21 protein-coding genes and 1 pseudogene are annotated in these 21,316 nt (G+C 71.8%); 13 read left to right on the plus strand and 9 right to left on the minus strand.

Annotated elements, in window-relative coordinates:
- Positions 1 to 304: 304 nt before the first annotated feature.
- Genes ACZ7OO_RS05440 through ACZ7OO_RS05470 form a run of 7 tightly spaced genes read left to right on the plus strand, consistent with a single transcriptional unit; the run spans position 305 to position 7,909 of the window.
- Positions 305 to 787 carry a (2Fe-2S)-binding protein gene (locus ACZ7OO_RS05440; protein ID WP_352219108.1) on the plus strand — a complete coding sequence of 161 codons (483 nt, stop codon included), beginning with the start codon at positions 305 to 307 and terminating at the stop codon, positions 785 to 787.
- A complete protein-coding gene (locus tag ACZ7OO_RS05445) occupies positions 784 to 3,267 on the plus strand; it encodes a xanthine dehydrogenase family protein molybdopterin-binding subunit (RefSeq protein ID WP_471501737.1) in 2,484 nt (827 codons plus the stop codon). The genes ACZ7OO_RS05440 and ACZ7OO_RS05445 overlap by 4 nt, the downstream gene beginning before the upstream one ends.
- Positions 3,264 to 4,118, plus strand: coding sequence for an FAD binding domain-containing protein (locus ACZ7OO_RS05450; RefSeq protein ID WP_471501739.1), 855 nt, complete (start codon positions 3,264 to 3,266; stop codon positions 4,116 to 4,118). The genes ACZ7OO_RS05445 and ACZ7OO_RS05450 overlap by 4 nt, the downstream gene beginning before the upstream one ends.
- Before the next feature lie 6 nt (positions 4,119 to 4,124).
- Positions 4,125 to 5,009 carry an AAA family ATPase gene (locus tag ACZ7OO_RS05455; protein WP_352219219.1) on the plus strand — a complete coding sequence of 295 codons (885 nt, stop codon included), beginning with the start codon at positions 4,125 to 4,127 and terminating at the stop codon, positions 5,007 to 5,009.
- Between the two features lie 6 nt (positions 5,010 to 5,015).
- Positions 5,016 to 6,176 carry a vWA domain-containing protein gene (locus ACZ7OO_RS05460; protein WP_471501741.1) on the plus strand — a complete coding sequence of 387 codons (1,161 nt, stop codon included), beginning with the start codon at positions 5,016 to 5,018 and terminating at the stop codon, positions 6,174 to 6,176.
- On the plus strand, positions 6,169 to 7,275 hold the full coding sequence (locus ACZ7OO_RS05465; RefSeq protein WP_471501743.1) for an XdhC family protein: 1,107 nt from the start codon (positions 6,169 to 6,171) through the stop codon (positions 7,273 to 7,275). Before ACZ7OO_RS05460 ends, ACZ7OO_RS05465 begins: the two co-directional genes overlap by 8 nt.
- Before the next feature lie 19 nt (positions 7,276 to 7,294).
- Entirely contained in the window at positions 7,295 to 7,909 is a 615-nt protein-coding gene (locus ACZ7OO_RS05470) for an SRPBCC family protein (RefSeq protein ID WP_471501745.1), read from the plus strand.
- 10 nt (positions 7,910 to 7,919) lie between these two features.
- Here ACZ7OO_RS05470 and ACZ7OO_RS05475 read toward each other — a convergent pair whose 3' ends face one another.
- The gene (locus tag ACZ7OO_RS05475; RefSeq protein WP_471502338.1) at positions 7,920 to 8,207 is read right to left on the minus strand and encodes a GNAT family N-acetyltransferase; all 288 of its coding nucleotides are present in this window, start codon (positions 8,205 to 8,207) and stop codon (positions 7,920 to 7,922) included.
- Between ACZ7OO_RS05475 and ACZ7OO_RS05480 the strand changes: the two genes are divergently transcribed.
- Complete coding sequence (locus tag ACZ7OO_RS05480) at positions 8,091 to 8,369, plus strand: hypothetical protein (RefSeq protein WP_471502386.1); 279 nt, start codon at positions 8,091 to 8,093, stop codon at positions 8,367 to 8,369. The two genes, ACZ7OO_RS05475 and ACZ7OO_RS05480, sit on opposite strands and share 117 nt — an antisense overlap.
- Here ACZ7OO_RS05480 and ACZ7OO_RS05485 read toward each other — a convergent pair.
- Both ACZ7OO_RS05485 and ACZ7OO_RS05490 read right to left on the minus strand, forming a co-directional pair.
- Entirely contained in the window at positions 8,366 to 8,539 is a 174-nt protein-coding gene (locus ACZ7OO_RS05485) for a hypothetical protein (protein WP_471501747.1), read from the minus strand. The two genes, ACZ7OO_RS05480 and ACZ7OO_RS05485, sit on opposite strands and share 4 nt — an antisense overlap.
- Before the next feature lie 23 nt (positions 8,540 to 8,562).
- Positions 8,563 to 9,063, minus strand: a complete 501-nt coding sequence (locus tag ACZ7OO_RS05490) for a metallophosphoesterase family protein (protein WP_471501749.1) — start codon at positions 9,061 to 9,063, stop codon at positions 8,563 to 8,565.
- Positions 9,064 to 9,153: 90 nt separating this feature from the next.
- On the opposite strand from ACZ7OO_RS05490, the gene ACZ7OO_RS05495 reads away from it, so the two are divergent.
- From ACZ7OO_RS05495 to rfbC, 5 genes and pseudogenes are all read left to right on the plus strand, one after another.
- Positions 9,154 to 9,591 (plus strand): MarR family winged helix-turn-helix transcriptional regulator, encoded by a 438-nt coding sequence (locus ACZ7OO_RS05495; protein ID WP_471501751.1) that lies wholly within the window; start codon positions 9,154 to 9,156, stop codon positions 9,589 to 9,591.
- Positions 9,588 to 10,970: pseudogene (locus ACZ7OO_RS05500) on the plus strand (MFS transporter); the annotation flags it as partial. The gene ACZ7OO_RS05495 and the pseudogene ACZ7OO_RS05500, both read left to right, overlap by 4 nt.
- A 39-nt stretch (positions 10,971 to 11,009) precedes the next feature.
- Positions 11,010 to 11,594, plus strand: a complete 585-nt coding sequence (locus ACZ7OO_RS05505; protein WP_471502340.1) for a hydrolase — start codon at positions 11,010 to 11,012, stop codon at positions 11,592 to 11,594.
- Between the two features lie 149 nt (positions 11,595 to 11,743).
- Positions 11,744 to 13,771, plus strand: a complete 2,028-nt coding sequence (locus tag ACZ7OO_RS05510; RefSeq protein WP_471501753.1) for a glycosyltransferase family 2 protein — start codon at positions 11,744 to 11,746, stop codon at positions 13,769 to 13,771.
- Positions 13,772 to 13,776: 5 nt separating this feature from the next.
- Positions 13,777 to 14,370, plus strand: a complete 594-nt coding sequence (gene rfbC, locus ACZ7OO_RS05515; RefSeq protein WP_471501755.1) for a dTDP-4-dehydrorhamnose 3,5-epimerase — start codon at positions 13,777 to 13,779, stop codon at positions 14,368 to 14,370.
- A gap of 52 nt (positions 14,371 to 14,422) precedes the next feature.
- Here rfbC and ACZ7OO_RS05520 read toward each other — a convergent pair whose 3' ends face one another.
- The 6 genes from ACZ7OO_RS05520 to ACZ7OO_RS05545 form a co-directional block, all read right to left on the minus strand.
- The gene (locus ACZ7OO_RS05520; RefSeq protein ID WP_471501757.1) at positions 14,423 to 15,217 is read right to left on the minus strand and encodes a class I SAM-dependent methyltransferase; all 795 of its coding nucleotides are present in this window, start codon (positions 15,215 to 15,217) and stop codon (positions 14,423 to 14,425) included.
- A gap of 186 nt (positions 15,218 to 15,403) precedes the next feature.
- Positions 15,404 to 16,285: a dTDP-4-dehydrorhamnose reductase gene (rfbD, locus tag ACZ7OO_RS05525; protein WP_471501759.1), complete on the minus strand. Its 882-nt coding sequence runs from the start codon at positions 16,283 to 16,285 to the stop codon at positions 15,404 to 15,406.
- Entirely contained in the window at positions 16,285 to 17,283 is a 999-nt protein-coding gene (gene rfbB, locus ACZ7OO_RS05530) for a dTDP-glucose 4,6-dehydratase (RefSeq protein WP_471501761.1), read from the minus strand. Before rfbB ends, rfbD begins: the two co-directional genes overlap by 1 nt.
- Positions 17,280 to 18,347 (minus strand): glucose-1-phosphate thymidylyltransferase, encoded by a 1,068-nt coding sequence (locus ACZ7OO_RS05535; RefSeq protein ID WP_471501763.1) that lies wholly within the window; start codon positions 18,345 to 18,347, stop codon positions 17,280 to 17,282. The genes rfbB and ACZ7OO_RS05535 overlap by 4 nt, the downstream gene beginning before the upstream one ends.
- A gap of 162 nt (positions 18,348 to 18,509) precedes the next feature.
- Positions 18,510 to 18,785: a hypothetical protein gene (locus ACZ7OO_RS05540; protein WP_471501765.1), complete on the minus strand. Its 276-nt coding sequence runs from the start codon at positions 18,783 to 18,785 to the stop codon at positions 18,510 to 18,512.
- A 68-nt stretch (positions 18,786 to 18,853) separates the two neighbouring features.
- Positions 18,854 to 21,301, minus strand: a complete 2,448-nt coding sequence (locus ACZ7OO_RS05545; RefSeq protein ID WP_471501767.1) for a SpoIIE family protein phosphatase — start codon at positions 21,299 to 21,301, stop codon at positions 18,854 to 18,856.
- Between the last annotated feature and the right edge of the window lie 15 nt (positions 21,302 to 21,316).

Raw genomic sequence — 21,316 nt, forward strand, 5'->3', positions numbered from 1 at the left:
TTCAAGGCAGTGGGAGTCTCCTGGGACTCTCGACCACGGCCGTCGATCACGCGGTGTGATCGGCGCTTCCGCCCAGCGAGCAGCTCTCCGCATCGGTGGTTCTCTCGGTGAGCCTTCGGGTCATCAGGTCAAAGGACGTGCAGCAGGACGCCACCCGCGACAGCGATGGATTAATGCTCAACCAAATTCTCCTCGCAGCGCTCGCCGCCTTCAGAGCCCGGTCATAGAGTGATGTGCATCACACCTTTCTGATGCATACATCCCACTTTTCCCCTCGTTCCTGCCCACACGGTCTGGAGGGCACATGACCCACATCAAGGTGAACGTGGACGGCACGCCCTACGAGGACGAGGTGGAACCCCGCCTGCTGCTCGCCCACTATCTGCGCGACCGACTCGGCCTGACCGGCACCCCGATCGGCTGCGACACCTCGAACTGCGGCGCGTGCACCGTCGACCTGGACGGGGCCACCGTCAAGAGCTGCTCGGTCCTGGCCGTCCAGGCGGACGGCGGCACGGTTACCACCGTCCAAGGGCTGGCCAAGGACGGGGAGTGGACAGCGCTCCAGCACGCGTTCCACGAGCGGCACGCTCTGCAGTGCGGCTACTGCACCCCCGGGATGATCATGGCAGCCCGCGATCTGCTGAGCGAGAACCCGCACCCCACCTCCGACGAGATCCGCCAGGCCCTGGAGGGCAATCTCTGCCGGTGCACCGGCTACCAGAACATCGTCCGCGCGGTGCTCGCCGCCTCCGGGCAACAGGTACCCGAGGAGGCCACGGCATGACCGATCAGGCCGTAAAAGCCGCAGCACACGAGGTCGGCCGCGCCCGGCTGCGCAAGGAGGACGCCCGGCTGATCACCGGCCAGACCAACTGGACCGACAACATCCAGGTCGCCGGACTGCTCCACCTCGCCATCCTGCGCAGCCCGATGGCCCACGCCCGCATCACCCGCGTCGACGTCTCCCCCGCCCGCGAACGCCCCGGCGTGATCGCCGCGTTCGCCGGCGCCGATCTCGCCGAGGGGCTGGGCTCGCTACCCTGCGCCTGGCCGGTGACCGAGGACATCGTGCTCCCCGACCACCCGCCGATCGCCGTAGACGAGGTGCGCTACGCGGGTGACCCGGTGGCCGTGGTCGTCGCCCGCGACCGGTACGCGGCGGCCGACGCGCTGGAGGCGGTCGAGGTCGACTACGACCCGCTGCCCCCGGTCCTCGACCTGGAAGCCGCGCTGGCGGACGACGCCCCGCTGGTCCACGCCGACAAGGGCACCAACCGCTGCTACACCTGGCCGCTCGCCACCGGCGAGAGCTACGACGCCGTACGGCAGCGCGCCGAGGTGACCCTCAAGCGCCGATACCACCAGCAGCGGCTGATCCCCAACGCCATGGAACCGCGCGCGGTCGTCGTCACCCCGATCGCCGCCTCCGGCGAGTACACGGTCTACTCGGCGACCCAGATCCCGCACATCCTGCGGATCATGCTGGCCATGGTCACCGGGATCCCCGAGCAGAAGCTCCGGGTGATCGCCCCGGACGTGGGCGGCGGCTTCGGCTCCAAGCTCCAGGTGTACGGCGAGGAGGCCGTCGCCCTCGCGGTGGCGCGCAAGCTGGGCCGCCCGGTGAAGTGGACCGAGTCCCGCTCCGAGGGCTACCTCGCCACCCACCACGGCCGCGGCATGATCCAGGACATCGAGGTGGCCGCCACCCGCGAGGGCAGGCTGCTCGGTCTGAAGGTCGACCTGATCGCCGACATGGGCGCCTATCTGATGCTGGTCACCCCGGGCATCCCGCTCCTCGGCGCCTTCATGTACCCGGCGATCTACAAGATGGACGCCTACGACTTCACCTGCACCGGTGTCTTCACCACCCGCACGCCCACCGACGCCTACCGCGGTGCCGGGCGCCCTGAGGCGACCTTCGCCATCGAGCGGACCATGGACGAGCTGGCGGCCGAACTCGGCCTGGATCCGGTGGAGTTGCGGCGCCGCAACTGGATCCGGCATGACGAGTTCCCGTACACCACGATCGCCGGACTGACCTACGACAGCGGCAACTACGAGGCGGCCACCGAGAAGGCCCTCGCCCTGTTCGGCTACGACGATCTGCGCGCCGAGCAGCGGCAGCGCAACGAGCGCGGCGACCCCGTACGCCTCGGCATCGGCGTGTCGACCTTCACCGAGATGTGCGGGCTGGCACCAAGCCGGGTGCTGCGCGACCTCAGGTACGGGGCCGGCGGCTGGGAGGCGGCGAGCATCCGCATGCTGCCCACCGGGAAGGTCGAGGTGGTCACCGGTACCAGCCCGCACGGGCAGGGCCACGAGACCTGCTGGAGCCAGATCGCGGCCGACGTGCTCGGGGTGCCGTTCGACGACGTCGAGGTGGTGCACGGCGACACCAGGTCGGCCCCGCAGGGGATGGACACCTACGGCTCGCGGTCGCTGTCCGTCGGCGGCGAGGCCGTGCACCGGGCGGCGACGAAGGTCGTCGAGAAGGCGCGGAAGGTCGCCGCGCACCTCCTGGAGGCGAGCGAGCAGGACCTGGAGTTCACGGACGGCGTGTTCGCGGTGAAGGGTTCGCCGGAGGCCCGGAAGACCATCCAGGAGATCGCCTTCGAGACGTTCACCAGCCACGACCTGCCCGACGGCGTCGAACCCACCATCAACGCCGAGACCGTGGTCGACCCGGAGAACTTCTCCTACCCGCACGGCACCCACCTGTGCGCGGTCGAGGTCGACACGGAGACCGGGCAGACCCGGATCAGGTCGTATGTCTGCGTCGACGACATCGGCCGGGTCGTCAACCCGATGATCGTCGAGGGCCAGGTGCACGGCGGTCTGGCCCAGGGCATCGCGCAGGCGCTGTACGAGGAGGCCGTGTACGACGACGACGGCAACCTCGTCTCCGGGACCATGGCCGACTACCTGGTGCCGTCGGCGGCGGATCTGCCGGACTTCGTCACCGACCGGACGGAGACCCCGGCGGCCTCGAACTCCATGGGGGTGAAGGGAGTCGGCGAGGCCGGGACTATCGCGTCGACACCCGCCGTGGTCAACGCCGTGGTGGACGCGTTGCGGCCGCTGGGCGTGCAGGACGTACGGATGCCGTGTTCGCCGCACCGGGTGTGGCAGGCCGTGCAGGCCGCCCGCGCCGGCCGGGGCGGGGCGGGCGAGGAGGCCGGCGGGACCGGTCCCGCACAGTCCGGGCAGTCCGGGCAGGCCGCCCGGTCCGGCGACCTGGGCCAGTACGAGGAGGGTTCCACATGATTCCCCCCGCGTTCGAGTACACCCGCCCGACGAGCGTCGACGAGGCGGTACACGCGCTCGCCGACGCGGGCGAGGAGGCGAAGGTGCTGGCCGGCGGACAGAGCCTGCTGCCGCTGCTGCGCCTGCGGCTCGCCTTCCCGGAGCTGGTCGTGGACGTCGGCCGGATCCCGGAGCTGCGCGGCGTCCGCGAGGACGGCGACACACTCGCCATCGGCGCGCTGACCACTCACCACGACGTCATCCACGATCCCCTGGTGCGCCGGCACGCCGGACTGCTGGCGGAGGCGACGGCCACCGTGGCCGACCCCGCCGTACGGCACCGCGGCACCCTCGGCGGTTCCCTGGCGCACGCCGACCCGGCCGGGGACCTGCCCGCGGTCGCCCTGGCCCTCGACGCCGCACTGGTCGTCGTCGGGCCGGGCGGCCGGCGCACCATCCCGGCCCGGGAGTTCTTCGTGGACTACCTCCAGTCGGCCCTGGCGCCGGACGAACTGCTGGTGGAGGTGCGGATCCCGAAGGCGGACGGCTGGGGTTTCCACTACGAGAAGTTCCACGCGGTCGCCCAGTCCTGGGCCATCGTCGGGGTCGCCGCGCTGGTCCGGCACGACGACGGGCGGATCGCCGAGGCCCGCATCGGGCTCACCAACATGGGCTCGACCCCGCTACGGGCCACGGCCGCCGAGGCGGCGCTGTCCGGTGCCGACGGCCCGGCGGCCGTGGCACAGGCGGCGGAGGCGGCGGCCGAGGGCACCCGCCCGTCCCAGGATCTGTCGGCCTCGCCCGAGTACCGGGAGCACCTCGCACGGGTGCTGACCCGGCGGGCGGTGCTGACCGCCGGCGGAATGGGGTGAGCGCCGATCACCCGGAAGGACGACCCGGAGCAGGTTCGGGCGTGCCTGGAGGAGACGGGGTACCTCGTCGACGAAGGGCTGGCCGTCACCTGCTTCCTGGCACTGAGGCTGCACCGGCCGCTGTTCTGCGAGGGCGACGCGGGTGTGGGCAAGACCGCGCTCGCGTCCGCCCTGGCCGAGGCGCTCGGTGCGCCGCTGATCCGCCTGCAGTGCCATGAGGGCATCGACGCCTCGCAGGCGCTGTACGACTGGGACTTCCCCCGGCAGCTGCTGCACCTCAGGGCCGCCGAGGCCGCCGGTGTGAACGACGCGGACCGCCTGGAGAGCGAGCTGTACGATCGGCGGTTCCTGATCGCCCGGCCGCTGCTGCTGGCCCTGCAGACGCAGCCGTCGGTGCTGCTGGTCGACGAGATCGACCGGGCCGACGACGAGTTCGAGGCGTTCCTGCTGGAGCTGCTGTCCGAGTACTCCGTCACGATCCCGGAACTCGGCACGCTGCGGGCCGAAGAACCACCGGTGGTCGTGCTGACCTCGAACCGCACCCGGGAGGTGCATGACGCGCTGAAACGGCGCTGCCTCTACCACTGGTTCGACCATCCCTCCTTCGCCCGCGAACTCGCCATCGTCCGCCGCCGGTTGCCGCGGGTGTCGGCGCGGCTGGCCGAGCAGGTCACCGCGCTGGTGCAGGCGCTGCGGGGCGCGGACCTGGTCAAGCCGCCGGGTGTGGCCGAGACGCTGGATTGGGCCGAGGCGCTGGACGCGCTGGGGGCGAGCGAGGTGGACGCTGAACTGGCCGTGCAGACCCTGGGTTCGGTGCTCAAATACCGGGAGGACACGGCACGGGCGCGAGGGATGGATCTCGCGGCGGTCCTCGCGGCCCGGGGCGGGTGACCGGGGATGGACGCGACGCTGCCGAGACCGGCCGGGCTGCCGGCGGACGCCGTCCTGCTCGGCTTCGTACGGGCGTTGCGGGCGGCGGGCGTGGACGCGAGCACCGAGCGCGGATACGCCTTCCTGCGCGCCGTGGCAGCCCTGCGGCCGGAGATGCGCTCCGACGTGTACTGGGCGGGGCGGGCGACGCTGTGCGGCGGCCACGACGACCTGGAGCGCTACGACCGGGTGTTCGCCGCATACTTCGGACCGTCCGGCGCCCCCGCCCGGCAGCCGGCACGTACCGCTCCTCCACCCCGGCTGCGGCTCGTCGCACGGGAGGCGGCCGCGGCGCCCCGGGCGCACGGCGCGAGCGAGCCGTCGGGGCCGCCGACCGCCGCCCTCGCCAGCTCCGCCGAGGTGCTGCGGCACCGCGACGTCACCGAACTGGACGCCGCCGAACGGGCCCAACTGCGCCGTCTGCTGTCCGTGTTCACGCTGGAGGGGCAGACCCGGCGCTCGGCACGGCGGCGGGCCGCCCGGCGCGGCCAGGTCGATCCGCGCCGTACGGTACGGGAGTTGCTGCGGCGCGGCGGGGAGCCGGCATTGCTGCGCCGGCACGCACGGGTGGTGCGGCCCCGCCGGGTGGTGCTGCTCGTCGATGTGAGCGGTTCCATGGGGCCGTACGCCGACGCGCTGCTGCGGTTCGCGCACGCGGCGGTCCGTGCGGGCCGCACCGAGGTGTTCACCGTCGGTACCCGGCTGACCCGGGTGACCCGCGAACTGTCGCACCGCGACCCCGACCTGGCGATGGCGGCCGTCGCGGCCGCGGTGCCCGACTGGCGCGGCGGCACCCGCCTCGGCGAGCTGCTGCGGGAGTTTCTGGGCCGGTGGGGTCAGCGCGGTATGGCGCGCGGCGCGATCGTCGTGCTGCTCTCGGACGGCTGGGAGCGCGGCGATCCCGAACTGCTCGGGCAGCAGATGCGCCGGCTGCACGCCCTGGCCCACCAGGTGGTGTGGGCGAACCCCCGCAAGGCACGGCCGGGTTACGCGCCGTTGGCGGCCGGGATGACGGCGGCGCTGCCCAGCGTCGACGCCTTCGTCGAGGGGCACAGCCTGGCGGCGCTGGAGCGGCTGGCGTCCGTGGTGCGTGGGGCGCGGGTGGCGAGAGGAGCGGATGGTGCGTGAGATTCTGCCGGCGCTGGCCGGCTGGCATGCGGACGGCATCCCGTTCGGGCTGGCCACGGTGGTCGCGGTCAGCCGCAGCGCGCCGCGCGGGCCCGGAGCGGCCATGGCGGTGGGGCCGGACGACGAAGTCGTGGGCAGCGTCTCCGGCGGCTGTGTGGAGGGCGCCGTGTTCGAGCTGGCGCAGGAGGTCGTGGCGAGCGGCGAGCCGCGGCTGCAGACCTTCGGCTACAGCGACGAGGACGCCTTCGCGGTGGGGCTGACCTGCGGCGGTGAGATCACCGTGCTGGTACGGCCGGTGACCGCCGCATCGGACCCGGCGTTCGGCGCGGTCGCCGCGTCGGTCGCCGCGGGCGAACCGGTGACCGTGGCCACGGTGGTGGACGGGCCCGCACCGCGCGGGGCCACCCTCACCGTCTGGCCGTGCCGGGTGGCGGGCACGCTCGGCGCGACCGGCCTCGACGTCGCCGTCACCGCGGACGCGCGCGGCGAACTCGCCCTCGGTGCCTCGGCCTTGAGGCACTACGGGCCGCGCGGGGAGCGCCGTGAGGATGCGGTGACGGTGTTCCTGGAGTCGTTCGCGCCGCCGCCGCGGATGCTGGTGTTCGGCGCGATCGACTACGCGGCGGCGGTGGCCCGCATCGGTGACTTCCTCGGCTACCGGGTCACCGTGTGCGACGCCCGCCCGGTCTTCGCCACGGCCAAGCGTTTCCCGGCCGCCGTCGAGGTGGTCGTGGACTGGCCGCACCGCTATCTGAGCGGCGCCGTGACCGACGACCGCACGGTGATCTGTGTCCTCACCCACGACCCGAAGTTCGATGTGCCGCTGCTGGAGGAGGCGTTGCGTCGGCCGGCCGCCTACATCGGGGCGATGGGCAGCCGTAAGACCCACGAGGAGCGGCGCGCCCGGCTGTCCGAGGCCGGTCTCGCCGAGGCCGAACTGTCCCGGCTGCGCTCACCGCTCGGCCTCGACCTCGGGGCCCGTACGCCCGAGGAGGTCGCGGTGTCCGTCGCCGCCGAGATCGTCGCCCTGCGCTGGGGCGGCAGCGGCGCGCCACTGACCTCGACCACCGGGGCCATCCACGCGGCCGCCGGCCGCTGACTGTCAGGAGGAGTGAGTCATGGAACTGCACCACGAGTTCACCGTCCCCGTCCCGGTCGAGGACGCCTGGCGGGCGCTCCTCGACATCGAACGGGTCGCGCCCTGTCTGCCGGGCGCGGTCGTGGAGGACTACGACGGCAGAACCGTGACCGGCTCGGTGAAGGTGAAGGTCGGCCCGGTCACGGTGACCTACCGGGGCACCGCGGTCTTCGACGAACAGGACGAGACGGCCCACCGGATGGTGCTGGCGGCGACCGGCCGGGAGACCCGGGGGCAGGGCACGGCCAGGGCCACGGTCACCGGCTCGCTCGCCGAACGCGACGGCGGTACGGCGGTGTCCGTCGACACCGACCTGACGGTGACGGGACGTCCGGCGCAGTTCGGACGCGGGGTGCTGTCGGAGGTGGGCGACCGGCTGGTGGGACAGTTCGCGGCCTGCCTGGCGAAACGGCTGGCCGAGCAGGCACCGGGCGAGCCGGTCGTCGACGAGGAGGAGGCACCGCCGCTCGATCTGCTGCGCACGGCGGGGGTGCCGGTGGCCAAGCGGGCGGCGGCGGTGGCGGTCGGGGCGCTCGCGTTGACATGGCTGGCGACAAGGCTCCGCCGGAGGAGGCGGGCCTCCGGGCACCGGTGACGCCCACGCCTCAGGGGAGCCCGCGCCGCCGGGTCGGGCGGAGATCACACGTCCCCCCGCACCGGTGTGCAGACGCTGGCCGTGTCTGCCGTCGACGTGCCGCAGGGCACCGCGCGTGGCGCCTTCGAAGGTGTATCCGGCCTTCTCCGCGACACGGCCAGGCGGCGGGGTTGACCACCGAGTGACACAGCCGCAGCCGGTGCAGGCCAAGGTCGTCCGGGGCCCAGCGGCTGAGCCGTCGTACCGCTTCCACGACGATGCCGCCGCCGCGCGCCTCGGGAAACACCCAGTGGACGATCTCGGCGCTGCCGCCCGCGTGGTCGACGTCGTTCCGGCCGACGAAGCCGAGGGCCACCTCGCCGGGAGGGCGACGACCCAGGCGGCGCCGGTCTCGGAACGTCGGCGTTCACGTCTGCGTTCGATGCGTCGGACCGCCTCGGCCCTGGTCGGCGACGGTTAGCAGTTCCACTGCCGGATCGCAGGATCCTGACCGGCGGCGCGCAGGGCGTCGGCGTCGTCCGCGTGCCACGGCCGCGGCTCAAGACCGCTCGGCAGCGGAAGGGCGGGCTGCTCGCTGCGGGCGTTGCGGCCTGCGAAAACGGCGTCGGGAATCTCGGAGCCGGAGATCATCGCCGCATCCTGCCGGAGCGTCGTCAGCGTGGTGGCAGCCGGTGGAGTGTCACCTCCGTGAGGGCGTCGTCGGCGATGGTCGCGGTGAGGTAGGTGCAGTGGGGCTGGCGGCGGCGGTCGGTGGGTGAACCGGGGTTGAGGAGGCGCAGGCCGCCGGGGGCCGTGGTGTCCCAGGGGATGTGGCTGTGCCCGAAGACCAGGACCTCCAGGTCCGGGAAGCGGGCGGCGCAGCGGGCCTCACGGCCCTGGGCGGGACCCGTCTCGTGGATGACGCCGAAGCGCAGGCCGCCCAGCTGGGCGTAGGCCACCTCGGGGAGCCGGGCGCGCAGGCCCGGCCCGTCGTTGTTGCCGTACACCGCGATCAGCCGGCGGCTGTGGCTCTCCAGCAGGTCGAGGGTGGCCTCGTCGACCCAGTCGCCGGCGTGGAACACGACGTCCGCGCGCGGGAGTTCGGCGAGGAGCTGGTCCGGGAGCCGCTTGGCGCGCACCGGGAGGTGCGTGTCGGAGGTGAGGAGCAGACGCACAGGACCAGCCTAGCGACCGCGCGAGGTCTTCAGCTTGAACTTAACAGTTTGAGCTGGACAGTTTTTGCTGACGGTTCTAGGGTGGGCCGCATGGTTCAGATCTCGGACTCAGCGAGCCGCGGGGCGCGCGACCTGCGGGTGGTGTTCAGCAGACTGCGGCGCCGTATCCGGGAGGTCGCGCAGGACGCGGACCTCACCCCGTCCCAGGAGTCGGCGCTCACCCTGGTCTCCAAGCACGGTGCCGCCACGGCCAGTGCGCTGGCCTCCGCCGAGGGGGTGCGGCCGCAGTCGATGGCGACCACGCTGGCCGCTCTCGACCAGCAGGGGCTGATCCGCCGCAGCCCCGACCCCACCGACGGCCGCCGCCAGCTGGTCACCCTCACCGAGGCCGGGCAGGCCCGGGTCGAGGGCAACCGGCAGGTGCGCGACGAGTGGCTGGCCCGCGCCTTCCAGGAGCGCTACACCGAGGAGGAACGCCAGACCATGCTCACCGCGTTCGAACTGCTGGAACGGCTCTCCCGGCCGTGATACCGAGGCTCACCGGACGCACCTTTCAGGACACCCGCCCGGCCCCCGCCGGTTTCGACCGGCGGCTGATCGCGCCGATGATCCTGGGTTCCGTACTGAACCCGATCAACTCCTCGATGATCGCCGTGGCCCTGGTGCCGATCGGCATCGCCTTCGGCGCGCCGCCCGCCGAGACGGTGTGGCTGGTCTCCGCGCTCTACCTGGCGACGGCCGTGGGCCAGCCGGTGATCGGCCGGCTGGTGGACGTGTACGGGCCGCGCCGGCTCTACCTCGTCGCCACGGCCCTGGTGGGGGTGGCCGGCCTGATGGGCGCGCTGGCGCCCTCGCTGGGCGTGCTGATCGCCTCCCGGGTGCTGCTCGGCTTCGGCACGTCGGCGGCGTTCCCGGCGGCGATGCGGCTGACCAGGAGCGAGGCCGAACGCACCGGGCGGGACAGCCCGGCCGGGGTACTCACCGCGCTCGCCGTGTCGGGGCAGACCGTGGCCGTGATCGGCCCGACGCTGGGCGGGCTGCTGATCGGCGCCGGCGGCTGGCACCTGGTGTTCACCGTGAACGTGCCGCTCTCGGCGGCCTGTCTGGTCCTGGGCGTCCTGTGGCTGCCGAAGGCCGACCCCGCCGAGCGGCGCCAGAGCATGGACCTCCCCGGCATGGCCCTATTCGCCGTCCTGCTGGTCTCCCTGATGCTCTTCCTGATGGACCCGCGGCTCGACCGCTGGTACCTGCCGGCCCTGACCCTGGTCGTGGCCGTCGCCTTCGCGGCCCGGGAACTGCGCGTGCCTGACCCGTTCGTCGACCTGCGCGTCCTCGGCGGCAACGGCCCGCTCATCGCCACCTACGTACGTCAGTTCCTCGGCTGCGTCACCTCCTACGCCTTCCTGTACGGCTACACACAGTGGCTGGAGGAGGGCCGCGGGCTCAGCGCCTCCACCGCGGGGCTCGTGCTGCTGCCGCTGTCGGTCGCCGCGCTGGTCGTCTCCACGCTCACAGGCCGCCGTGAGGCGATCCGCGTCAAGCTGCTCGTCGGCTCCGTGCTGCAGATCGCGGGCTGCGCGGCGCTGCTGCTGTTCGACGCCCACAGCCCGGTTTGGATGCTGCTCGCCACCGGGGTGCTGCTGGGCATACCGCAGGGTCTGCTCGGTCTCGCCGCGCAGAACGCGCTGTACCGGCAGGCCGAACCGGAGCGGATCGGCTCCGCCGCCGGGCTGCTGCGCACCTTCATGTACCTCGGCGCGCTGGGTGCCTCCGCCGCCACCGCGGCGTTCTACCCGCACCGCGCCGACACGGGCGGGCTGCACGGCCTGGCCCTGTTCATGCTCGCCGGCTCCGCACTGCTGCTGGCGATCACCCTGCCGGACCGCTCCCTGGCCCGGCTCACCCCCCCGACCCCGTCAAGCCCCCCGAAAGGCCTGATCCACCCCATGTCTCTGAGCACCCTCGACCCGCGTACCGCCCTTGTCGTCATCGACCTCCAGCAGGGCATCGTGGGCATGCCCACCCAGCCGCACTCCGGAGCCGAGGTCGTGGCCCGTACCGTCGAGCTCGCCGACGCCTTCCGCGCCCAGAACCTGCCCGTGGTCCTGGTCCGGGTGTCCTTCGCCGCCGACGGCGCCGACGCCGTCCCGGGCCGCACCGAGCGCCAGCCGCGCGGGCTCGCCTTCCCGGAGGGCTGGGACATCGTCGTCGCCGAACTCTCCGGCCACGACGGCGACATTCTCGTCACCAAGCACAACTGGAGCGCCTTCCACGGCACCGACCTGGACGTCCAGCTGCGCCGCCGGGGCGTCACCCAGGTCGTCCTGACCGGCATCGCCACCAGCATCGGGGTGGAGTCCACCGCCCGCGACGCCTATGCGCACGGCTACCACGTGACGCTCGCCACGGACGCCATGGCCGACGCCGACCCCGAGGCGCACCGCGGCAGCGTGGAGCGGATCTTCCCGCGGCTCGGCGAGTCCGGCAGCACCGCCGAGGTCCTTGAGCTGCTCGCCAAGACACACGGCTGAGCAGGCGTCTTGACGCCCGGCTGACCCTTCACGACCCGGTCTTGACCAAGGGGTGGGACACACCCGAGGCCAAGACCGGGTTAGCATTCGGCCACATGTACGTGCCGTCCAGGAAAACGGACGGCTTATCCAGGGGGCTAGGAAGCCGGATGCCGGTCAAGGTCAGTGTTGTCGTCCCTGTTTACAATCCGGGGCCCTATATCGAGGACTGCATCGCCTCGGTGCTGCGGCAGTCGCTGCCGCGCGACGAGTACGAAGTGATCTTCGTGAACGACGGCTCCAGCGACGAGACCCCGGCCCGGCTCGACGCGCTCGCCGCCGAGCACCCGCACGTCCACGTCATCCACCAGGAGCCCTCCGGCTGGTCCGGCAAGCCCCGCAACGTCGGCATCGCGGCCTCCAAGGGCGAGTTCGTGATGTTCGTCGACAACGACGACTTCCTCGGCGACGAAGCCCTGGAGCGGATGTACGACTACGGCGTCGAGAACGAGGCCGATCTGATCATCGGCAAGATGGCCGGCAAGGGCCGTCCGGTGCCGGTGGAGCTTTTCCGGCGCAACCACCCGCGGGCCACCGTCGAGAACGCCCCGCTGATGGACAGCCTCACCCCGCACAAGATGCTGCGCCGGTCCTTCCTGGACCGCATCGGGCTGCGCTTCCCCGAGGGCAGACGGCGTCTGGAAGACCATGTCTTCGTCGCCGAGGCGTACCTGCGCGCCTCGAACATCTCCGTGCTCAGCGACTACGTCTGCTACTACCACATCAAGCGCGAGGACGCGTCCAACGCCGGCTTCCAGCGCTTCGACCCGGTGGGCTACTTCGCCAACCTGCGCGAGGCTCTCGACGTCGTCGAGCGCTACACCGAGCCCGGCGCCAGGCGCGACCGGATGTTCCGGCGCTGGCTGAACAACGAGATGACCGAGCGGCTGCGCGGCAAGCGGTTCCTCAAGCTGCCGGACGACTACCGCAAGGAGCTCTTCGACGAGATCCACAAGGTGATCGCCGAGCGCATGGGCCCCTCCGTGTTCGCCCTGCTCGGCCCCGCCCAGCGGGTCGTCGCCGAGCTGGCCGCGGCCGGCCGGTACGAGGACGTGCTCGCCGTCGCCGAGTGGGAGGCGTCCGTCGCCCCGTCGACGGCCCTGGAGAGCGTCACCTGGGACGGCGGCGCACTGAAGGTCGACTTCAGCGCCGAGTACACCGCCGACGGCGCGCCGAAGACCTATCCGGCCGACACCGCCGTCACCTCGCCCGACGGCCCGGCGGCGTCGGCCGCCGACGCCGTCGACCGGCTGGAGCGCGGCACCGCCGCCCGCTTCGCGAAGGCCAACGTCGACCTGGTGGTGCGCGAGCGCGAGACACACGCCCAGTTCTTCCAGCCGGTCGAGATCACCCGCGAGACGCTGCCCGCCGAGGGCGAGCCCGACCGCGTCCGCCTTGTCGTGCGGGCCGTGGCCACCGTGGACCCGGGGACCGCGGCCAGCGGCCAGGCGCTGCCGCCGGGGCTGTGGGACGCGTTCGTCCGGCTGACGATCGGCGGCTGGACGCGGGAGCACCGGCTGTTCCCGGTGTCCAGGGAGCCGTTCCCCGCGATGCCGTCCCCGGGTGTGGTCGGCGGCCGCCGGGTGCTGCCGTACTGGACGGCCAAGGACAACTTCGCACTGGACGTCGACCTGGCGAGCAAGCGGCTGGGCTTCGGCGAGTTCAAGCCGGAGGACTTCACCGTCGCGGGCGACCGGCTGCGCGCGGTGCTGCCCTTCCATGTCGCCGGTGAGGTCAAGGCGTCGGTCCGGCTGACCGGCCCGAAGCCCGCCGCCGAGGTGCTCGAGGTGCCCGCCACGCTGTCGCCCGCCGGGGGCGGCGGAGCGGTGCTGGACGCCCCGCTGCCGGTGCGTTCGCTGCAGGAGGGCGGCTGGCGGCTCGCCCTGTGCCTGGTCGCGGACGCGACCGAGCCGCGCTTCTTCACACTGCCGCTCGTCGTCCGTGACTCCCCCGAGGGCCTGAAGGTGGTCAAGTCGGCCCCGAAGAAGCCCGCGTCGGCCGCGCCCAAGCCCGCCGCCAAGCCGAAGCCCGGGCCGAGCGCGGCACGCCGCCTCGCCCGCCGGCTGCCGCTGCCGGTGCGCCGCGCACTGGTCAGGGCCCTGGGCCGGGGCAGGCCCGCACGACAGGAAGGCAAGTAAGAACCGTGCGACCGCTGAACATCGAAGGCGCCTGGGTCCAGGAGCCCAAGGCCTTCCCCGACGACCGGGGCAGCTTCCACGAGTGGTTCAGGGCCGCGGAGTTCCGCGAGGCCCTCGGCTACGATCTCGACCTCGCGCAGGCCAACTGCTCGGTCTCCCGGCGGGGCGTGCTGCGCGGCATCCACTTCGCCGACGTACCGCCGAGCCAGTCCAAGTACGTCAAGTGCGTACGCGGGGCCGTGCTGGACGTCGTCGTCGACATCCGGGTCGGCTCCCCCGCCTTCGGCAGCTGGGAGGCGGTGCGGCTCGACGAGGAGAACCGGCACGCCGTGTTCCTCTCGGAGGGCCTCGGGCACGCGTTCATGGCGCTGACCGACGACGCGACGGTGGTGTACCTGTGCTCGGCCGGGTACGCGCCGGGCCGTGAACACGGCATCAACCCGCTCGACCCCGAGCTGGGAATCGAGTGGCCCGAGGGCTTCGAGCCGGTGCTGTCGGAGAAGGACGCCGAGGCGCCGTCGCTGGCGGAGGCCGAGGCGTCCGGGCTGCTGCCGACGTACGCGGAGTGCCAGGCGTACTACGAGCGGTTGCGGGCCTGAGCACGCCCCGGTGGGGCGAGCCGTGGCTCGCCCCACCGGGTAGGCGGCGGCGTCAGGACTTGGCGTAGCGCTGCTTCAGCGCGCTGCGCTTGTTACTGCCCTCGGCATTCCTGCCTTTTTCGATGATCACCAGGTTGTGGTAGAAGTGCACGGCCACCACATTGAGGTCCGTGTACGTCGGCTGATAGTTCTCGACGACGAATTCCTCGTAATTCAGCCCGTCCACCAGCCGCTTCAGCATCCCCATACTGGTGTGCGCGGCCTCGAGGTCCTCACTGCCCTGCCATTCGGGCCAGTACGACGACTGCGTGTCCTCGACGATGTAGATGCCACCGTCCTTGAGACGGGGGAAGAGCGTGGCGAACGTCGTGAGCACATGCGGACTACGGTGACTGCCGTCGTCGATGATTACGTCCAGCTCACCGATCTTGTCGGCGACGGCGTTCAGGGACGACGGATCGGACTGGTCTCCGATGAACGTCGTGATGCGGTCCTCGTCGACAAATGACTTGTCCTGGATGTCCATTCCGAAAATCTGCGCCTTCGGGAAGAACTGCTTCCACATGCGTAGCGAGGCACCGCCCTGACCTGGCCTGTTATAGCCGCCGATGCCGATTTCCAGCAGGTTGAACGACTCGTTCTTCAGGTGACCGAGATGGCGCTGGTAGTGCTGTGTGTAGCGGTGTATTCCCCACTTGTCCGTCTTGAAGTGCTGGGCGAGTTTGTTGAGATCCCCGGAGATCGCGTCGAGCCCGGTCGAAGGCGCCGGCTCGGCCGACCCGACCGGCGGCCGACCTGAGATACGCCGCTTCAGCCGTCGCAACACCCGCACATTCTTCTCACCCATTACGGACTTCACGGTCGCTCGGATCGACATCGCGAGACTTGTCCTTTCCGCACCCGGCTCACATGGCATTCAAAGCATCATCGTAGTGACGAAGTCGGATCCACAAGTGGTGAACGCAACAGAGTGCGGAAAAGCCGGTCCGGTATAGATGCACTGTGGGGCACCCCAGGGTGCCCCACAGTGCATCTACAGGGAGATCTCCTTGCGGAGGAGCGGCAGTGCCTCGTACAGGGCCGCCCGCCAGTCCCGCAGCGGTTCCAGACCGGCCTCGGCCCACCGGTCGTGGCCGAGGGCGCTGTACGCGGGGCGGGGGGCCGGCCGGACGAACGCCTCACTGGTGGTGGGGCGCACCCGTTCCGGGTCGGCGCCGAGGAGGCGGAACACCTCCCGGGCCAGCTCGCACCAGGTGGCCGCGCCGGAGTTGGTGCCGTGGAAGACACCGTGCGCGCGGTCGTCCCGCCCGAGACGGGGGCCGAGGTCGGCGATCCGGGCGGCCAGGTCCGCGCTCCAGGTGGGCTGTCCACGCTGGTCGTCCACGACGTCGAGGGTGTCCCGGCGGGACTCCAGCTCGATCATCGTGCGCACGAAACTCTTGCCGTGGGTGCCGTACAGCCAGGCCGTGCGGACCACCGCGCTCGTGCCCGGGAGCTCCGCCAGGACGGCCCGCTCGCCGGCGAGCTTGGTGCGTCCGTAGGCGGTGCGCGGGTCCGTGGGATGGTCCTCGGCGTACGGGGTGGTGCGGGCGTCTCCGTCGAAGACGTAGTCCGTGGAGACATGGACGAGGCGGGCGCCGTGCCGGGCGGCGGCGCGGGCCAGCAGGCGGGGGCCCTCGCCGTTGATCAGCAGGGCCCGCTCCTCGTCGGTCTCGGCGTCGTCGACGGCCGTGTACGCGGCGCAGTTCACCACCAGGTCGGGCCGGTGCCCGGCGAGTGCCGACTCCACCGAGTCGGCGCTGGTGATGTCAAGATCGGCGCGGCCGAGGGCCACGACCTCCGCACCCCGGCGGGTGAGTTCCTCGACCATGTCGTGGCCGAGCATCCCGCCCGCTCCGGCGACGAGCCACTTCATCAGTGCTTCTCCTGCTCCTTGCGGGATTCGAGGGCGGCGCGCTCCTTCAGCGGCTCCCACCAGTCCCGGTTGTCGCGGTACCAGGCGACGGTTGCGGCGAGTCCTGAGGTGAAGTCGTGCTTGGGGGTGTAGCCCAGCTCGTCGTGGATCTTGCTCCAGTCGACGGAGTAGCGCTGGTCGTGGCCCTTGCGGTCGGCGACGTGGTCGACGCGGTCCCAGCCGGCCCCGCAGGCTTCCAGAAGCAGGCCGGTGAGTTCCTTGTTGCTGAGCTCGGTGCCGCCGCCGATGTTGTAGACCTCGCCGGCCCGGCCGCCGGTGCGGACGAGCTCGATGCCCTGGCAGTGGTCCTCGACGTGGAGCCAGTCGCGGACGTTGCTGCCGTCGCCGTAGAGCGGAACGTTCCTGCCGTCGAGGAGGTTGCTCACGAAGAGCGGGATGACCTTCTCGGGGAACTGGTGCGGCCCGTAGTTGTTGGAGCAGCGGGTGACGCGGACGTCCAGGCCGTGGGTGCGGTGGAAGGCCAGCGCGAGCAGGTCCGAGGAGGCCTTGGACGCGGAGTACGGCGAGTTCGGCTGGAGCGGGTGGGTCTCGGGCCAGGAGCCGGTCTCGATGGAGCCGTACACCTCGTCGGTGGAGACGTGCACGAACGGGCCGACGCCGTGCCGCAGGGCCGCGTCGAGCAGGGTCTGGGTGCCCAGCACATTGGTGCGGACGAACGCGCCGGCCCCGTCGATGGAGCGGTCCACGTGCGACTCTGCGGCGAAGTGCACCACCTGGTCGGCCTCGGCCATGAGCTTGTCGACCAGCTCGGGGTCGCATATGTCGCCCTGCACGAAGGTCAGGCGGGGATGCGAATCGGGCAGGTTGGTGAGGGTGCCCGCGTAGGTGAGCTTGTCCAGCACGGTGATGTGCGGCGCGTCGGGAGCGCTGTCGGCGAGGAGGCCGCGGACGTACGTGGAGCCGATGAAGCCGGCGGCGCCGGTGACGAGGAGGTTCATGAACGGATCTGCACCTTGCTGTGGTCTCCGAGAACGAGGCGGTGGGCACTGGGGGTGCCGGGTGCCGGGGTCACCTCGACATGCCGGCCGATCAGCGAGGACTCGATCCTGCCCACCCCGTCGATGGAGGAGTCCCGCAGCACTATGGAGAACTCCAGCTCACTCTCGGTGATCCGGCAGTTCTCGGCGACCGACGTGAAGGGCCCCACGTAGGAGTCGCCGACGACGGTCCCGGCGCCGATCACGACCGGGCCGACGATCCGGGAGTTGGTGACGCGCGCGCCCGCCTCGACGACCACACGGCCGACGATCTGGCTCGCCTCGTCGACCTCGCCGTCGATGCGCGGCTCCATGCCCTCAAGGACGGTCCGGTTGACCTCCAGCATGTCGACGACGTTGCCGGTGTCCTTCCAGTAGCCCTTGATCACCGTGGAGTGCACGTCGGCACGCTGGTCGATGAGGTGCTGGATGGCGTGGGTGATCTCCAGCTCGCCGCGCCAGGACGGCTTGATGGCGCGCACGGCGTCGTGGATGGCGGGCGTGAAGAGGTACACGCCGACCAGGGCGAGATCGCTTTTGGGCTCCTGCGGCTTCTCCTCCAGGCCGATCACCTGGCCGTCGGCGTCGAGTTCGGCGACGCCGAAGGCCCGCGGGTTGGGCACATGGGTGAGGAGGATCTGGGCGTCGGGACGGGTCTCGCGGAACTCGTCGACCAGTCCGCTGATGCCGCCGACGATGAAGTTGTCGCCGAGGTACATGACGAAGTCGTCGTCGCCGAGGAACTCCCGCGCGATCAGCACCGCGTGGGCCAGGCCCAGCGGGCGCTCCTGGGGGATGTAGGTGACGTCCAGGCCGAACTTCGACCCGTCGCCGACCGCTTCCTCGATCTCGGCGGCGGTGTCGCCGACGATCATCCCGACCTCGGTGACGCCCGCGGCGGCAAGGGATTCGAGCCCGTAGAACAGCACGGGTTTGTTCGCCACCGGCACGAGCTGTTTCGCCGATGTGTGGGTGATCGGCCGCAGCCGTGTGCCGGCACCGCCGGAGAGCACCAAAGCCTTCATTCGCTACACCTTAGAGGTGAACATCTGGTTGAGACGTTCTTCTGTTTCCCTGATTGGTTACGACAGTATGGCCTTGGCACGGACGCCATGTGACAACGAGGTGCCCTGAACTGGCATCTCGCCCGTTTTGTCCGGTGATTTCGGCGCACGCGCCGTCGCGGCTCAGGAGTCCTCCGGCAAGGCCGCCGCGCGTTCCACCTCCGCCTCCACCTCGGAGCGCGGTCGGCCCTCGTCCCGGGCGTACTCGCTCACCGCGCTCAGTTCGTCACGGGCCAGGTCGCGCCAGGCCCGCAGGGCGGTCTCATAAGTCTCGGACTGGGCGCCGCCGGGCTGCTGCAGGGCCGGGGGTCCGTAGGTGTCCCGCAGTTCCAGGACCTTTTCGTGGGCCGCGTCGGCCGCGCGGTGCTTCGCCACGAGTTCTTCGAAGGTGTGAGCCACGTCAAGACCCTAAGAAGGGTCGGGCCGCGCCGCCTCCCGAGACGGCCGGACATGCACCCGTGTGGCGCTCATCCGGCGTCGAGGACGAGGTCCGCCCACACCTGTTTGCCGCCACTGACCGGCACGGTCCCCCAGGCGGCCGATATGGCCTCCACGAGGAGGATGCCGCGCCCGCCCGTGGCCTCCCAGCCGATGTTCGCGGGTTTCACCGGGCTGCGCGGCGAGGCGTCGACGACGGCGATCCGCAACCGGTGGTCGACCAGGGTCAGATCGAGCCGGACCGGGCCGTCGGTGTGGATCAGGGCGTTGGTGACGAGTTCGGAGACGACCAGCAGGACCGCGTCCATGGCGTCGTCGGTGACACCCCAGGAGCGAAGGGTGCGGCGGCTGAAGCGGCGGGCGTGCCGGGCCGCCTCCGGGACCCGCCACACAGTCCAGCTCTCCCGCAGCGGCAGCACGGCCATGCCGTCGTAGCGCATCAGCAGCAGGGCGACGTCGTCGACGCGGCGGGCGTTGCCGAGCAGGGCGTCGGCGACCAGGCCGAGGTGAGCGGGGTCGGAGACGCCGAGGTCGCGGGCGAAGCGCCGCATGCCGTCGTCGATGTCGGCCCCGGGGGACTCGACCAGACCGTCGGTGGTGAGCGCGAGCAGGGTGCCGGGTCGCAGGCTGAGCTGGGTCATGGGGAACTCGGCCTGGGCGACCACGCCGAGCGGGGGGCCGCCGTCGGTCCGGACGACCTCGGTGGCGCCGTCCGGGTGACGCAGGACCGGCGGCAGATGCCCGGCGCGCACACACCAGGCGGTACCGGCCTCCATGTCGACGTCGACGTAGCAGCACGTGGCGAAGAGGTCGCTCTCCATGTCCATGAGGAGCCGGTTGGCGTGCGAGACGACCACGTCGGGGGTGTGGCCCTCGGCGGCGTAGGCGCGCAGCGCGGTACGCATCTGGCCCATCAGGGCGGCGGCGGCCGCGCTGTGGCCCTGGACGTCGCCGATGACAAGGGCGACGTGGTTGTCGGTCAGCGGGATGACGTCGTACCAGTCGCCGCCGACCTCCAGGCCCTCGGTGGTGGGCAGGTAGCGGGCGACGGCGACCCCGCCGGGCAGCCGGGGCAGCCGGCGGGGCAGCAGAGATCGCTGGAGCATGCCGACGAGTTCGTGCTCGGCGTCGAAGGCGTGGGCGCGCACCAGGGCCTCGCCGGCGAGGCCGGCGGAGGCGGTGAGCAGGGCGCGTTCGTCGTGGCCGAAGTCGTGCGGGCTGTCCCAGCCGATCAGGCAGACGCCCGCCATCCGGCCGCCGGCGGGCAGCGGGAGGACGGCGAGTCCGCCGGGGCCGACCTCGGCGAGGGCGGGCTCCAGGGCGGTACGGGCGGGCCAGATCCGGGGGCGGCCCTCGCGCAGGGCGGCCGCGAGGGTGGGCATGGCGCGCACCGGCGCGTCGGGCCATTCGGTGCGCCATTCACTGCGCCACAGTTCGGGCCAGGACTCGGCGTCGGGCGGGTCCAGGACGGTGACGACGAGACGGTCGTTGTCCAGTTCGGCCAGGGCCATGCGGTCGGCCTTCAGCGGTCCGCGCAGGGCGGTGACCACGGCCTGGCTGACATCCCTGACCGTGCCGGCGGTGGCCAGCGCGGCGGCGAGCCGCTGCACACGGGCCACATCGGTGACGTCGGAGCGGAGCGTGGTGGCGTCGGCGACGGTGCCGGCCAGCCTGGCGGGGTGCCCCTCGCCGGCCGGCACCATGCGGCCGCGCAGCCGCAGCCACCTGGGCGAGCCGGAGGGCTCCAGGATCCGGAACTCCAGCTCGCGGTCCCCGATGGACATGTGGTCGGCCTCGACGACGGACATCAGGGCGGGCACGTCCTCGGGCACGGTACGGCCCAGCAGTGTCTCGACCTTGCCGTCGAAATCGTCCCGGCTCATGTCGAAGAGGCCGAGGATGCCGTCGCCGACCTCGATCCGGCCGGTGTCCATGGCGAGGCTGAACGCGTCGGCGGGCAGTTCGCCGTTGTCGGCGACCGTGGGGAGCGGGGCCGGCAGGGCGATCGCGCCGGCGATCAGTTCCAGGCAGGCGCGGTCCTCGGGGCCGAACCCGCCCTCCCGTTCGCTGACGACTGCCAGAAGCCCGGCGCGGCCGGGCACCGGCAGGACCGCCAGCGAGAACTCAGGGGACGGGGTCCGCCGGGCGTCCGGGCAGTCGGCCAGTTCCCCGGGTCCCAGCCAGCGGGACCGCCCGGTGCCGTGGACCTCGGCAACCGGGGACTGCCCCACGGCCGGGTAGGCGTCGCGGAGCCCGAAGAACGTACGGGGCAGCCCGGCCGAGTCGGCCAGGCGCAGCACGGTTCCGTCGTCGCCGGGCGTGTAGACCCCGGCGAACGCCGCACCGGCGAACACCAGCGCCTGTTCGAGGACGCGGCGAAGCCGGTCGGGTGCGCCGGGATCGCCCGTGAGCGTTTCGAGGGCGATTTCGACGCGCTCCGTTCTGGTTCCGCGTACCGCAGCGCCCTCACTGACCACGCCGCCATTACAGCG

It is taken from the genome of Streptomyces sp. NPDC111744 (assembly GCF_055634995.1).

Excerpts from the sequence above, each read along its gene's own strand:
- ACZ7OO_RS05520 (WP_471501757.1), bottom strand. The coding sequence starts at position 15,217 with ATGGGTGAGAAGAATGTGCGGGTGTTGCGACGGCTGAAGCGGCGTATC.
- rfbB (WP_471501761.1), bottom strand. The coding sequence starts at position 17,283 with ATGAACCTCCTCGTCACCGGCGCCGCCGGCTTCATCGGCTCCACGTAC.
- ACZ7OO_RS05485 (WP_471501747.1), bottom strand. The coding sequence starts at position 8,539 with ATGATCTCCGGCTCCGAGATTCCCGACGCCGTTTTCGCAGGCCGCAAC.
- ACZ7OO_RS05535 (WP_471501763.1), bottom strand. The coding sequence starts at position 18,347 with ATGAAGGCTTTGGTGCTCTCCGGCGGTGCCGGCACACGGCTGCGGCCG.
- ACZ7OO_RS05445 (WP_471501737.1), top strand. The coding sequence starts at position 784 with ATGACCGATCAGGCCGTAAAAGCCGCAGCACACGAGGTCGGCCGCGCC.
- ACZ7OO_RS05510 (WP_471501753.1), top strand. The coding sequence starts at position 11,744 with ATGCCGGTCAAGGTCAGTGTTGTCGTCCCTGTTTACAATCCGGGGCCC.
- ACZ7OO_RS05505 (WP_471502340.1), top strand. The coding sequence starts at position 11,010 with ATGTCTCTGAGCACCCTCGACCCGCGTACCGCCCTTGTCGTCATCGAC.
- ACZ7OO_RS05470 (WP_471501745.1), top strand. The coding sequence starts at position 7,295 with ATGGAACTGCACCACGAGTTCACCGTCCCCGTCCCGGTCGAGGACGCC.
- ACZ7OO_RS05450 (WP_471501739.1), top strand. The coding sequence starts at position 3,264 with ATGATTCCCCCCGCGTTCGAGTACACCCGCCCGACGAGCGTCGACGAG.
- rfbD (WP_471501759.1), bottom strand. The coding sequence starts at position 16,285 with ATGAAGTGGCTCGTCGCCGGAGCGGGCGGGATGCTCGGCCACGACATG.
- ACZ7OO_RS05460 (WP_471501741.1), top strand. The coding sequence starts at position 5,016 with ATGGACGCGACGCTGCCGAGACCGGCCGGGCTGCCGGCGGACGCCGTC.
- ACZ7OO_RS05440 (WP_352219108.1), top strand. The coding sequence starts at position 305 with ATGACCCACATCAAGGTGAACGTGGACGGCACGCCCTACGAGGACGAG.
- ACZ7OO_RS05495 (WP_471501751.1), top strand. The coding sequence starts at position 9,154 with ATGGTTCAGATCTCGGACTCAGCGAGCCGCGGGGCGCGCGACCTGCGG.